Below are 11,798 nucleotides of genomic sequence, written 5' to 3'. Positions count from 1 at the left end.
CGGATTCAACCGGCAGAGGAGGCGCGAATGAGCTATCAACTGATGGGCAGCATCCTCGAAGTGTGCGAATGCAAGGTATTGTGTCCGTGCTGGATCGGGGAAGATCCCGATAACGGGACGTGCCGCAGCGCGATTGCTTACCACTACGAGAAAGGCACGATCGATGGTGTCGATGTATCGGGCGTGACCGTAGCGTTCGCGGCGTTCATCCCCGGCAACGTGCTGAAAGGCGACTGGCGCGTGGCGATGTTCGTCGACGACCGTGCGAGCGACGCGCAATTCGACGCGCTGGTCAGCGTTCACCGCGGGGAGCGCGGCGGACCGCTCGCGGATATCGTGAAGCTGATCGGCGAGATGGTGTCCATCGAACGCGCTTCGATCGAATACACGGTCGTCGAAGGCAAGGGCCGGATGAAGGTCGGCGATACGATCGAGGCCGAGCTGGAGCCCTATCGCGGACCGACCGGCGAGCCGACCAAACTGGTCGAAAGCATCTTTTCGACAATACCCGGATCGCCCGCCTTCGTTGGCAAGGCGAGTTCGTTTCGGCTGCGGCACGAGAAGCTCAATCTCGACCTGTCATTGACGGGGCACAACGCCATTCAGGGATCGTTCAGCTTCGCGTCGTGAAGATGCGTCTGCGCTCCCGGCTTTTCGCGCCGCTCTTCGTCGCATTGACGATCAGCGCGTGGATTGCATTATGGATGTGGGACGCGGGGCCCTATGCGCGCTATCTGCGTCACGCGAGCTGGGCCGAACTGCCTGTCGTCGGCGCGATATGCCGCGCGGTGCCCGGCGCGAGCCTCACGCTCGCCGCGTTGCTGCATAGCATCGCATGGCTCCTGATGATCGCGGCGATGATGCTGCCGACCGCCTTCCCGCTCTTCGACACCTTCCGGCGAATGACAATCGCGCGCGAAAACCGGAATGCGCTCATGGCGCTTTTGATCGTCGGTTACGCGACGGCTTGGGCGCTGTTCGGCTTCGTCGCGCACGGCTTCGACGCGGCGCTCCATCGACTTGCGGATCAATCGCCGATGATGCTCGCGGACAGCTGGCTGATCGGCGCTGGGATCGTCGCGCTCGCGGGCTTGTATCAGTTCAGCAGCCTCAAGCATCGATGTCTCGACAAATGCCGCTCGCCGCTGATGTTCATCACCGAGCATTGGCGTGGCCGCAGCGCGCGCCGCGAGAGCTTTCTGCTCGGCATGAGCCACGGGGTATTTTGCGTGGGCTGCTGCTGGGCGTTGATGCTGCTGATGTTCGCTGTCGGCACGGGGAGCGTCGGCTGGATGCTGGCGCTGGGCGCGATCATGGCGGCCGAAAAGAATCTGCGCTGGGGCGGGGTCATCGGCAAGCCGCTCGGCGTCGCGTTGATTGCGTGGTCCGCGTGGATCATCGTGCAGAATGCGCGCATCGCCTGACGGGTGCCCCCGCGTTGCGCACGGCGCGCGGCCCTGCTCGCGCACGCGTCCGCGCGTCAGGCGTGGCACGAGGTATGCAACCGCATATCGTGCAGACTGTGCCGTGCGGTCGGCGTCCGGTTTTCAGAATGGGAGGGCGTGATGAGTCTTCAGGGGGAAATCGAGAGGCTGCACCAGGCTGACAGCGACATCCTGATGGCCAACCAGCGGATTCAACGTCAAAAAGACCTGATCCAGGAGCTCAAGAGGGACGGCCACGACACCTCATTGGCGCTCGAACTGCTGATGACCATGCAAGGAACCCGGCAAGCTCTGGTTGACCATAGAAAAGTGATACTCGAGCACGTCGAACGTATCAGCGGAGGGCAAAGCCGTGAAGACCAGGCGATGCCTCGAGCGGATCGCCGCAATACGTGATGTCGAGGACGAATGCGCGAAGCGACCGCCCTCGTGGACGCCCGCATCTTTCACGCGGAGTCGGCCCATCGATTGCGACGCGACGCTCATCGGACGATCATTCTCATCATGTCGCGCAGATGATGGAAATGATAGAGCCGAGGCAAGAGAGCGGAGGAAGCAATGGAAATCTCTGAAACCGTGGGATCACGTCATTTTTCGGCAACGCTGGCACTCAATGGACTTCTTATACTTAAAGAAGGGAATCGTGAGCTTACGCGAGGAACTTTGTGTGATGCCCTTGCCGCGCTCGGCGAGCGGCCCGAACTGACGAATCTGCAAACTACCGTCGAGGATATGTTGCGCGCATACATCCGGGCGTATGCGCGTGTGACATAGGGAGCGTTGCCGTTGGATTCGATCCAGCACGCCGGCTGCCGTATTTACGAACATTCAATATATGTCACAACGTGATATATTGAAATTTGGACACCGGGCTGGGGCAGCGCGAAGAAGCAGGGAGGACGGCCATGCTGGTTACATTTCAATCGAAAGCAACACCTGACGTTATGATGCTGCGTGATTTGGCGGGATACCTTCTTGGGGCCATTGGCAAGCGCCTCGACGAGAGGGGCGTCATCATGCACGACGAAATGCCCGCGGCGATCGCTCGCCTCGAAGCGGCCCTCGAAAGCGATGCAAAAACCGCTGACGAGCACGGTGCGAATTTCCATGCATCGGTTGGGGACAAGGGGCGAAGCACCAGTGAGGGATTACGGCACCGCGCCCTTCCGTTCCTCGACATGTTGAGGCTGGCGCATCAGCATGACGCAGACATCCTTTGGGGGTTATAGCCGCTCAGGCTGTACCGCTGGAAAAATTCATACTATTGCGGAATGATTTATGCCGTAATGCCGTAACCGCTCGCTGAGCGCTTGCCCACATGTGGGGATCCAAAATGGCTGCCAATCAACCAGGGGCCATGCCCCTTTCCGACGACGATTACCGCCGCCAGCTACGCCGCGCTGTCATTGCCAGCACGATCGGAACGACGATCGAATGGTACGACTTCTTTCTCTATAGCATTGTCACCGGTCTCATTTTCGCCAAACTGTATTTTCCGGAATCGGACCCGCTCGTCGGCACCTTGCAGGCCTTTCTGATTTACGCCGTCGGCTTTGTCGCGAGGCCGGTCGGCGCGGCGATCTTCGGCCATTACGGCGATCGCATTGGACGCAAGGCCACATTGATCGTCACGCTGCTGCTCATGGGGCTCGCCACGTTCGCAGTCGCGTTCGTGCCGACCTACGCGACCATCGGCATCTGGGGTGCTGTCATTCTGACCGTGTTGCGCTTCATCCAGGGCGTGGGCGTCGGCGGCGAATGGGGCGGCTCCGTGTTGATGTCGATGGAATGGGCGCGCACGAACTCGCATCGCGGCTTCGTCGCTTCGTGGCCGCAATTCGGCGTGCCCGCGGGGCTGTTCATCGCGAATCTCGTCGTGCTGGCCATGAGCGAGATTTCCGGCAGCGCATTTCTCACGTGGGGATGGAGAGTGCCGTTCGTCCTCAGTATCGTGCTGGTCGCGATCGGTCTTTATATCCGCCTGAATATCCTCGAGACACCGATCTTCGCCAAACTTCTGGCCGAGCAGAAGATCGAGAAGACGCCGATGCTCGAAGTCATACGCCGGCAGCCGAAAGATATCCTTCTCTCCGCTTTCGTGAGAATGGCCGAACAGGCGCCTTTCTATATCTTCACGGCCTTCGTCTTCACTTATGGCGTGCGGACGCTCGGCGCGACACGCGACCTTTTGCTCACGGCCGTCCTGGCCGCATCGGTTCTTGAATTCTTCACGATCCCGTTGTTCGGTCACATATCCGATCTCATCGGGCGGCGACGGATGTATATGATCGGCGCGGCGTTCGCGGGCCTGTTCGGCTTCGTCTACTTCGCCATGGTCGACACCAGGGCTTCGGCGTGGATCTTCGCCGCCATCGTGCTCTCACTGGTGCCGCATTCGATGATGTACGGGCCGCAAGCGGCCTTGATTGCCGAGTCTTTCACGGGACGGCTGCGCTACAGCGGCGCATCGCTAGGATATCAACTGGCTTCGTTGATCGCGGGCGGTCCCGCGCCGTTGATCGCCACCGCGCTTTTCGCGTACTACCACTCGGGCTATGCGATCGCGGGCTACATCTTCGTATGCGCGTTGTTCAGTCTTGCCGCGGCCTGGCGCATGGGCGACTACACGAACAAGGACATCTCGCGCGAATATGACGAGCCGATGCAGAAGCATGGCCACGCGAGACCGGCTCATTGATAGGCGCGGTGCGCCGGCGCCGGGCGTGTCTATCCGCTGTGTGCTCAGGCGATGCGAGGCCGGCTGAGTCGAGCCCTTCGCGATGCAGGTCTTGCTCGCGAATCGCTCGCTCGACAGCGAGAACGGACCGATAGAGGCCCATAAGATCGGCGTGACGCTGACGCGTCATGTCGGCGGCGGCATTCACGAGGACATCGACATGACGAACTACGGTCTGCGCGCCGTGTCGCTGGCCGAGCTGGCTGGCCGGATCGCGCAGTCGTCGAGTCGCCGCTGACACCGTGGCGCGCTTGGTCCCGGGGACTGGAGCCGAGCGCCGCCAGTCCCCGGTTTGCGCTCACGGCAGGGTGATTTTGCGCGTGAATTCGGCCGTCACATTGGGGGCGGTGGCTATGCCGAATACGGGATGAATGGTCTTCGGTCCGCTCGCAGCCAGGCCCATGTAATCGCCGAGGAAATGACCGCCTGCGAACGGAGCGTCGAGCATGTTGAACGAGGCCGTGGTCAGCCTTCGCTCAGCGACCCAGTTGGCGGGGTTCGTGCACCCGACGGAGCAGAAGAGCGCGAAATAGTCGGTGCCCTCGAAGCCGGGTGTGTTCGTGTCGTTACGAAAGTCGTAGTAGGTCACCACGACCGTGCCGTCGCCCGCCACCACCACGGCAGGGATGAAGGCTTGTTGTCGACACGGGTTCGCGGCATTCGCCGGGGTCTTGTTGATCTTCACGGGTGTCGACCAGTTAGCCCCGTCGTCAACCGACTCGCTGAAGAGGATCGCGTCTATCTTCGAGATCGTCCCGGTGGGCGTGGTGCATGAAGCGGTCGAAAGACTACCGTCCTGCCAGACGAGATAGAGGGCCCCCGACGTCGGATTCACAGCGACACTGAAGAGAATGGAAGCATCGCGCACCGGTTGGCCGCTGTTCGGAGTGACCACGCCGGCAGACTGGATGTTGATGGGGAACGTCGGCGCGGTCCAGCTCACGCCCTTGTTCGTGGACTTCACGTAGCCGATGCTCGAACCCGCTGGCGTGACACCGAGCCCTGTGAAGAAATCGAGCAGTGTCCCATTCGGCAACACGCGCACGATGTTGTTGATCGTCTGTGCATTCGTGCCCGGCTGATAGATCGGGGTGGCCGTGCTCCAGGTCACGCCATTGTCGACGGATCGCGAGAAGAAACTCGGGCCGGTGTAATTGAAGGTGAAGAAGGGCGCGCCGCCCGCTGCGGACGCGGCGGATTTCCGCAATTTGCGCGCGATCTGGACACCATCGTTTTCCGCCAGCAACTGGGCGGCGTCCTTGGTCGGCGGGAACACGCTCAGCTGATCCCACACCGCATAGACATTGCCGTTCGCTGTCGGATCGGCGGTGAGGGAGTTCTTGTCGTTGAGCACATGCGGCGAGTTGTTGCGGATCAGCGTAACGGGAGTTTGCCACGTCGCGCCGTGATCGAGGGAGCGGCTGACCAGCATCGCGCTATTGCGTGCGCCGAACGGAGTCGTCGGCTTCATGGGGTCGAGGACCAGCGAGAAGAAGAAGGCCGTCCCGGCCGGGGTAAAGTCGACCCACGGATCGGAGGCGCGTCGATATTTGCCCCCGCTGCAGTCGGTAACGCCGGACGGAATCGTATTGGCCCAGTTTGTGCCGCCATCGTTGGAGACGACGCCGACGAGTCCGCGCGAGCCGCCGTCATCCCAGCGGTCCTGCTGATGGCCGACGAGCAGGCGATCCGGGTTGGTCGGATCGACCGCCACCCAAGGCTCGATCGACGTGTCCGGGAAGAGGCCGCTCCCGAATGCCGACTGCTGCGCATGCACCTGGTCTGCGGTGCATCCGCTGAACGGATCGCCGAAGGTCACCTGGACGAGTGGGCCTAGCGCTTGTGCATGAGCGCCTGGGCTGATGCCGCACGTGAGCGCGATGACAGCGCCGCCTGCGATTCCTTGGGATAGTAAAAGGGATAGGCGTCTGAAGTTGGATTTCATTTCTTGCCTCGCGAAAAAGGGGGAAACGCGTTGGCACCGCCAGCTTTACATCACCACCACGATGACCTTCGTACTGTGATCCTCCAATGCATATGGCAATGACTTGCCCCGCCGCAAAATGAACGCTTGCTATCGCTCGCCGGGAGGTACACCGATTCGTGTACAGAAACACACTAGGTCGCGGCAGCCGAAATTGTGTGAAAAATTCATTACGAACGCGGGCGCATCACGCGGCGTCGCCTGTCGCATTGATGTGGTATGAGGGTTGCAGAAGCGCGGGCATAGCATGTACGCGCTTGCAGAAACATTGGCACTTCAGTTGCCGCTAGAATCGGAGCGACGATGTTTCATCGTTAGCCCCGGAGCGAACCCTTCGTGCCATGATCAGATCGGTCGGTCGAATCGCGATTCTTTGGTGGACGCTCGGTCTCGCGTTGATCGCATCTCTGGCGTACGCGGGCTTCACACTTTCACGCATTGCACCTATCGGCACCGGTTATGCCGCCAAGATTCTCTGTACCGGCGTGTTCGTGTCGGGGCGCCCCGCGAGCCAGGTCATCGACGAGGACATTCAGGCCGGGGTCCATCCGCTTCTGCATCTGGTGCATCCGACAATCGATGTGCAGGCGCGCCGCGCCCGCGCGACCTTTCTCGGCATGGCTGCGCGCGAAGCGTGGTTCAGACCCGGACTCGGCTGCACGCTGAAGCTCGGTGACGCACTCGCCGGCCCCGCGACGATGATCGAGCCGACATCGAACCGGGCGCTGCCCCATGCGCAGCCCGATGCGCAGCCCGCAGCGCATGTCCACGACAACGCGCTGCATGCCGTCGTGGACAGCGCGTTCGACGAACCCGACCCGCTCAATCCCCGGCGCACGCGCGCACTGGTGGTGATGCAAGACGGCAGGATCATTGCACAACGGTTCGCACCGGGCTTCTCGGCACAAACGCCGCTCATCGGCTGGTCCATGAGCAAGAGCGTCACTGCGGCGTTGATCGGCGTGCTGGTAGGTGAAGGCAAGCTCTCGCCGGACGCCACCGGGCTGCTGCCGGAGTGGCGCGGCGATGAAGACTCACGCGCGCGCATCACGCTCGATGAATTGCTACGGATGACGAGCGGTCTGCAGTTCAACGAAGACTACGACGACCCGCTCTCGGACGTCGCCATCATGCTGTTCGCCGAAGCGGATCAAAGCGCCTACGCCGCGCGAAAGCCGCTCGCTTTCGCACCCGGCGCACGATGGGAATACTCGAGCGGCACGACCGAGATCCTCTCGCGGGTGATTCGGCAGGCGCTTGGCGGCACCGAGCGCGATTATCTGGAATTCCCGCGTCGTGCGTTGTTCGAGCCGCTCGGCATGCGCACGGCTGTGTTCGAGGCGGACGCGGCGGGCATGCTCGTCGGTGCGTCGTTCATGTGCGCGAGCGCAAGCGATTGGGCGCGCTTCGGGCAACTTCTGCTGCAGGACGGCGTATGGGACGGCAAGCGAATACTTCCGCCAGGCTGGGTGCGCTACATGCGCGAGGTCACGTTGCAGTCGCCGCGCCGCGATTACGGCGCTCATATCTGGGTCAAGGTGCCGGAGCCCTTCGACAGTCACGCATCGCCACCGCCAACGCTGCCGCCCGACGCGTTCCACCTCGTTGGTCACGAAGGCCAGTTCGTGAGTGTGGTGCCGAGCCGCAGGCTCGTCGTGGTCCGTATGGGTCTCTCGCGTCCCGAGAAATCGTGGGATCACGAGACGTTTCTCGCAAGGTTGATCGACGCATTGCCCGCCGCATTGCCCGCCGCGCCCGTTGAGACAGGCGGCTCCAGATAGCGTGGCACATCACGCGTGGCCGGCAGCGAAGCCGGCCGTCGCGTGGTGGAAGTCAGTTCTTGTCGTATGCGAACTGGATGCCCGCGGTGCCGCCCGTTTCGATGAAAAGATTCATGAAGGCCGGCACGGTCTCACTGCGCGCCCAGTCGCGTTGAAGCTCGCAGAATAGCTGGGCGACGCTGATCATCTTGCCGCCTGCCTGTTCGATACGGCGCAATGCAGCTTCATGCGCCGCCACCGACGTTCCGCCGACCGCATCGACGACGACATACACTTCGTAGCCGGCTTTCAACGCATCGAGTGCGGGGAACGTCAGGCAGGCTTCCGTCCACAGCGCAGTCATGATGAGCTTCTTGCGGCCGGTCGCTTCGACGGCAGCGCGGAATTCGACGTCTTCCCACGAGTTGATGCTCGTTCGATCGTAGGTCGGATAGTCGCTGAGGGCCGCGCGCAGTTGCGGAATGGGCGGCTTGTTCAGGCCGGTCTTGACGTTCACCGTGGAATGGATGATAGGCAGCTTGTAGGCGACCGCGGCCTTCGAAGCGCCCACGATGTTATCGACCAGTTGCTGACGATCCATCGACGCAATGGAGTTCACCTGAACCGGCTGGTAATCGATGACGATGAATGCTGCATTCTGCGGCGTCAGAAGATGATCGTTCGCGGGGTCGCGAATGGGTTCGCTTGCCATGTTTGCCTCCGGAAACAGTGCGGGAAGTGAAAAGGCGATGCCGATGATCGATGCGCGATGCGTCGGATCTGCATGCAAAGGGAATGCTATGCGAGCGACCACTCGGCTTCCAGTCCCGAAAAATGCCGACTGTGTTCCATGAGCAGAACAACGAACGTCTTCTTGGCAGTCAATGCCTTAAGATGCCTTTATTGTTCTGCCGAAGGGACAGTAATGGATGATCTGAACGACATCTTCTACTTCGTCAAAGTGGTCGATAACCACGGTTTCACGCAAGCGGGCCGAGCGCTCAACATGCCCAAGTCCAAGCTGAGCCGGCGCATCGCCGATCTCGAAGCAAGATACGGCGTTCGCCTGCTCAACCGGTCCACGCGGCATTTCTCCGTGACGGAGACGGGACGGGAATTCTACGAGCGCTGCCTCGCAGTCATCGTCGAAGCAGATGCCGCCCGCGAAGTCATGGAGCGCAAACTCTCGGAACCCCAGGGCACCGTGCGCATGAGTTGCCCCACGACGCTGCTCGAATATCGCATCGGGCAACTCGTGGCCGACTTCATGATGCAGTACCCGAAGGTGCAAGTCCTTCTCGATGCAACCAATCGCAGGGTCGATGTCCTCGGAGAAGGCCTCGATCTCGCGCTACGCGTGCGTTTCCCGCCGCTCGAAGACAGCGGGCTCGTCATGCGCGTGCTGTCCGGAAGTCCGCAGCGTCTCGTTGCGGCTCCGGCGCTTGTGAAGGAGCACGGAAAGCTTGCGCATCCGGCGGAGATCGTCGGCATGCCTAGCCTCGATTGGGGACCGCAGCGCGATCATGCATGGGCTCTGATTGGCCCGGAAGGAGCGGAGGCGCGCGTCGCTCACGCGCCCCGCTATATCACCGACGATATGACCGTGCTCCGGCAAGCCGCGCTAAAGGGTGTGGGCATCGTGCAGTTGCCGTATATGGTCGTCGAAGATGCGCTCGAAAAAGGCGAGCTGGTCGATGTGATTCCAGGCTGGACGCCCAAAGGCGGGCTGGTCCATGCCGTGTTTCCGTCACGCAGAGGCCTGTTGCCTGCCGTGCGGTTGTTGATCGACCACCTCGCCACGCATATTCAGAAGGATGAGTGAGCGCGTGTCGCGCATCATCGCCGGATCAGAGCGAACGCCTCGCAGACGCACGCGAAGTCTTCACGACTTCACCGCTCGCATCGAGCACGACAGCGTTCGTTTGCCGCGCAGCGTCATTCGCGGTGTCGGCGAGATTCGTGACCAGTTCGCCCGACGATTGCGCGGCCGTTTCGACATCATCGGCGGCGGCGTTCGCCATGTCATTGAAGTCGATGCCGTTGCGTTCAAACTGGTTGCGCACTTCGCCGATCATGTCGTCTTGCGTCGACGTGATGATCGACAGCACATGCTGTCCATAAGAAGCGGCCTTTTGAGGAAATTGCGCGAGCATGACCGACTGCCAGCCGAGCACGTCTCCCGCGCCGGCCTCATCGCCCGCGCGCAGAAGCGCATTGCTTTCCTCGGCCACCTTACGAACCGTCTGTACGTTCAGTTCGGCGAGCGCCTGCAGACCGCTCGCGAAGCGTCCGGTCACATTGAGAAACGCCTGCAAGTTGGCACGCGCGAGCGACGGAATCTGGTAAGCGAAATAACCGGGATAGTGGAACATTGACCGCACTCCTGGAAGTCGAAAGTAAATCGGTAAAAAGAAAAGGCTTGCTTTCGTACGTCTGATTAGCTCACTGCGATATGACAGCTGCGTGCATGCGCGATAAAAAATCCGGCGATACGCGCTGACCGGCGGACCATGCCGCATCTCACGTCTCAGACGAAGGACGCGCGTGGCGGTTCCCGTTTCATCCGCGAAAATCTCGCGCGTTCGCCGCAACGGAGTGCGGACGCAAGGCGCGGCTTTCGACCTCTCGATGAGCGGAACCTGGCCTGCGTGCGAGCGGTTTTTGCAGGGGAATGTTCGTTGCTGGAATAGCTAAGAGGAACCGTCTCCGGTTCCTTCCATTTCGAGGCAAACATGAGTGACTCACAGACGGTCTACATCGGCAGCGAGGACCCGGACTCGCTCGAGGCACGCATCCTGTGCGACGAACGGGCGGCTTATCTTGCGGCGATGACGGGCGAGAGCGGGCAGCACAGCATGGACCCCGGCGACCTGCGAGGTATCCGCGCGCGCTTCGTGATCGCGAGAAACGCCATGGGCGAAGCAATGGGATGCGGCGCCATTCGACGGCAAAGCTACAAGATCGCCGAGGTGCGCCTGCTCTATGTCCGCCCGCAATATTGCGGTCTGGAAGCGACGCTGCTGTCGTATCTCGAAGAGGAGGCGCGCCTGCTTGGCTATCAAACGGTGTGGCTTGCGACCATGCCCGCCGAGCGATGTGCATCGCGTGTTTGCGAGGCCAGCGGGTATCGCCGAATGTCCGCCGGCGACGACTGTCTTCGGCAGGGTGAAGCCGTACGCTTCGAAAAGACACTGCCGCATCCGGTCTGAACCGGGCCGCGATGGGCCGTTCGCTAACGGAATATCATCGTATGCGGGGAATCTTTGACGAACGCATCATGGCGTTCCATTTGTCGCGTGGAAGTCGCAGCAGCAAGGAATCGAAAGGGTGCGATCATGGCCGATGACATGCCAAACCTCTTCCGGCGTCTGACGGCAGGCGTATATGTGATCGGCGTCGCGCACGGCGATCTGCGGAATGCGTTCACGGCGAGCTCCGTGATACAGGTATCGTTTTCCCCGCTGCTCGTCGCGCTCTGCATCAACCCGGAGCATGCGTCGTATCCGATCCTGAGCAGCGGCCGCGTCTTCGCGATAAACGTATTGCGCGCGGACCAGCAGCCATTGGCCGACCACTTCGGCACACAATCGGGCCGCACGGTCGACAAGCTATCGTCGACGCCATGGCGCGCCTGTCTGACGGGAGCGCCCCTATTGCGGGACGCGCTTGCCTATTTCGACTGCCAGGTCATCAGCGAGATCGAGGCCGGGGATCATCGGCTGATGCTCGGACGAGTAGTCGATGGCGCGGTGCTCGATGCGGACGGCCAGCCGTTGCTGTATTCGGCGACGGGCAATCTCGATCGCAGCGCCGAGCTCTATGCGAAGGCGTTTTGCGAACCGAGGTAGGCAGGGCCGCCGCACCGCGATGCG

Annotated in this window: 14 protein-coding genes; 11 read left to right on the top strand and 3 right to left on the bottom strand. The window is 61.5% G+C overall.

Annotated features, from left to right (window positions below; genetic code table 11):
• The first annotated feature begins 27 nt into the window (after positions 1 to 27).
• From AC1Z32_RS06020 to AC1Z32_RS05990, 7 genes are all read left to right on the top strand, one after another.
• Positions 28 to 630 carry a DUF1326 domain-containing protein gene (locus tag AC1Z32_RS06020; protein ID WP_483477775.1) on the top strand — a complete coding sequence of 201 codons (603 nt, stop codon included), beginning with the start codon at positions 28 to 30 and terminating at the stop codon, positions 628 to 630.
• A 2-nt stretch (positions 631 to 632) separates the two neighbouring features.
• Complete coding sequence (locus tag AC1Z32_RS06015) at positions 633 to 1,424, top strand: DUF2182 domain-containing protein (protein ID WP_483477774.1); 792 nt, start codon at positions 633 to 635, stop codon at positions 1,422 to 1,424.
• Positions 1,425 to 1,565: 141 nt separating this feature from the next.
• On the top strand, positions 1,566 to 1,841 hold the full coding sequence (locus tag AC1Z32_RS06010; protein WP_483477773.1) for a hypothetical protein: 276 nt from the start codon (positions 1,566 to 1,568) through the stop codon (positions 1,839 to 1,841).
• Positions 1,842 to 2,003: 162 nt separating this feature from the next.
• The gene (locus tag AC1Z32_RS06005; protein WP_483477772.1) at positions 2,004 to 2,219 is read left to right on the top strand and encodes a hypothetical protein; all 216 of its coding nucleotides are present in this window, start codon (positions 2,004 to 2,006) and stop codon (positions 2,217 to 2,219) included.
• A gap of 131 nt (positions 2,220 to 2,350) precedes the next feature.
• Positions 2,351 to 2,674: a DUF1840 domain-containing protein gene (locus AC1Z32_RS06000; RefSeq protein WP_483477771.1), complete on the top strand. Its 324-nt coding sequence runs from the start codon at positions 2,351 to 2,353 to the stop codon at positions 2,672 to 2,674.
• A 104-nt stretch (positions 2,675 to 2,778) separates the two neighbouring features.
• The gene (locus tag AC1Z32_RS05995) at positions 2,779 to 4,143 is read left to right on the top strand and encodes an MFS transporter (RefSeq protein WP_483477770.1); all 1,365 of its coding nucleotides are present in this window, start codon (positions 2,779 to 2,781) and stop codon (positions 4,141 to 4,143) included.
• A gap of 82 nt (positions 4,144 to 4,225) precedes the next feature.
• Positions 4,226 to 4,420, top strand: coding sequence for a glycogen debranching N-terminal domain-containing protein (locus tag AC1Z32_RS05990; RefSeq protein ID WP_483477769.1), 195 nt, complete (start codon positions 4,226 to 4,228; stop codon positions 4,418 to 4,420).
• A gap of 60 nt (positions 4,421 to 4,480) precedes the next feature.
• Here the strand turns inward: AC1Z32_RS05990 and AC1Z32_RS05985 are convergent, their stop codons facing one another.
• A complete protein-coding gene (locus AC1Z32_RS05985; RefSeq protein ID WP_483477768.1) occupies positions 4,481 to 6,127 on the bottom strand; it encodes a sialidase family protein in 1,647 nt (548 codons plus the stop codon).
• 380 nt (positions 6,128 to 6,507) lie between these two features.
• Between AC1Z32_RS05985 and AC1Z32_RS05980 the strand changes: the two genes are divergently transcribed.
• Positions 6,508 to 7,947 carry a serine hydrolase domain-containing protein gene (locus tag AC1Z32_RS05980; protein ID WP_483477767.1) on the top strand — a complete coding sequence of 480 codons (1,440 nt, stop codon included), beginning with the start codon at positions 6,508 to 6,510 and terminating at the stop codon, positions 7,945 to 7,947.
• A 52-nt stretch (positions 7,948 to 7,999) separates the two neighbouring features.
• On the opposite strand, the gene AC1Z32_RS05975 is transcribed toward AC1Z32_RS05980, so the two are convergent.
• Complete coding sequence (locus AC1Z32_RS05975; RefSeq protein ID WP_483477766.1) at positions 8,000 to 8,638, bottom strand: hydrolase; 639 nt, start codon at positions 8,636 to 8,638, stop codon at positions 8,000 to 8,002.
• Between the two features lie 213 nt (positions 8,639 to 8,851).
• Here AC1Z32_RS05975 and AC1Z32_RS05970 point away from each other — a divergent pair, with 213 nt between their 5' ends.
• Positions 8,852 to 9,748, top strand: a complete 897-nt coding sequence (locus tag AC1Z32_RS05970; RefSeq protein WP_483478214.1) for a LysR substrate-binding domain-containing protein — start codon at positions 8,852 to 8,854, stop codon at positions 9,746 to 9,748.
• A 25-nt stretch (positions 9,749 to 9,773) separates the two neighbouring features.
• On the opposite strand, the gene AC1Z32_RS05965 is transcribed toward AC1Z32_RS05970, so the two are convergent.
• A complete protein-coding gene (locus AC1Z32_RS05965; protein WP_483477765.1) occupies positions 9,774 to 10,298 on the bottom strand; it encodes a phasin family protein in 525 nt (174 codons plus the stop codon).
• Positions 10,299 to 10,658: 360 nt separating this feature from the next.
• Between AC1Z32_RS05965 and AC1Z32_RS05960 the strand changes: the two genes are divergently transcribed.
• Positions 10,659 to 11,135 carry a GNAT family N-acetyltransferase gene (locus tag AC1Z32_RS05960; RefSeq protein ID WP_483477764.1) on the top strand — a complete coding sequence of 159 codons (477 nt, stop codon included), beginning with the start codon at positions 10,659 to 10,661 and terminating at the stop codon, positions 11,133 to 11,135.
• A 138-nt stretch (positions 11,136 to 11,273) separates the two neighbouring features.
• Positions 11,274 to 11,774 (top strand): flavin reductase family protein, encoded by a 501-nt coding sequence (locus AC1Z32_RS05955; RefSeq protein ID WP_483477763.1) that lies wholly within the window; start codon positions 11,274 to 11,276, stop codon positions 11,772 to 11,774.
• Positions 11,775 to 11,798 lie beyond the last annotated feature (24 nt).

Source organism: Caballeronia sp. 11_S32, assembly GCF_056930355.1.
The sequence above is the reverse complement of the archived record's forward strand: the minus strand, read 5'-3'. Positions and strand labels throughout refer to the sequence as shown.

Bases quoted from the DNA above. Each gene is read 5' to 3' on its own strand.
- AC1Z32_RS06000 (WP_483477771.1), top strand. From the start codon at position 2,351: ATGCTGGTTACATTTCAATCGAAAGCAACACCTGACGTTATGATGCTG.
- AC1Z32_RS05955 (WP_483477763.1), top strand. From the start codon at position 11,274: ATGCCAAACCTCTTCCGGCGTCTGACGGCAGGCGTATATGTGATCGGC.
- AC1Z32_RS05995 (WP_483477770.1), top strand. From the start codon at position 2,779: ATGGCTGCCAATCAACCAGGGGCCATGCCCCTTTCCGACGACGATTAC.
- AC1Z32_RS05990 (WP_483477769.1), top strand. From the start codon at position 4,226: ATGCAGGTCTTGCTCGCGAATCGCTCGCTCGACAGCGAGAACGGACCG.
- AC1Z32_RS05960 (WP_483477764.1), top strand. From the start codon at position 10,659: ATGAGTGACTCACAGACGGTCTACATCGGCAGCGAGGACCCGGACTCG.
- AC1Z32_RS05980 (WP_483477767.1), top strand. From the start codon at position 6,508: ATGATCAGATCGGTCGGTCGAATCGCGATTCTTTGGTGGACGCTCGGT.
- AC1Z32_RS05965 (WP_483477765.1), bottom strand. From the start codon at position 10,298: ATGTTCCACTATCCCGGTTATTTCGCTTACCAGATTCCGTCGCTCGCG.
- AC1Z32_RS05985 (WP_483477768.1), bottom strand. From the start codon at position 6,127: ATGAAATCCAACTTCAGACGCCTATCCCTTTTACTATCCCAAGGAATC.
- AC1Z32_RS05975 (WP_483477766.1), bottom strand. From the start codon at position 8,638: ATGGCAAGCGAACCCATTCGCGACCCCGCGAACGATCATCTTCTGACG.
- AC1Z32_RS05970 (WP_483478214.1), top strand. From the start codon at position 8,852: ATGGATGATCTGAACGACATCTTCTACTTCGTCAAAGTGGTCGATAAC.
- AC1Z32_RS06015 (WP_483477774.1), top strand. From the start codon at position 633: ATGCGTCTGCGCTCCCGGCTTTTCGCGCCGCTCTTCGTCGCATTGACG.
- AC1Z32_RS06010 (WP_483477773.1), top strand. From the start codon at position 1,566: ATGAGTCTTCAGGGGGAAATCGAGAGGCTGCACCAGGCTGACAGCGAC.
- AC1Z32_RS06005 (WP_483477772.1), top strand. From the start codon at position 2,004: ATGGAAATCTCTGAAACCGTGGGATCACGTCATTTTTCGGCAACGCTG.
- AC1Z32_RS06020 (WP_483477775.1), top strand. From the start codon at position 28: ATGAGCTATCAACTGATGGGCAGCATCCTCGAAGTGTGCGAATGCAAG.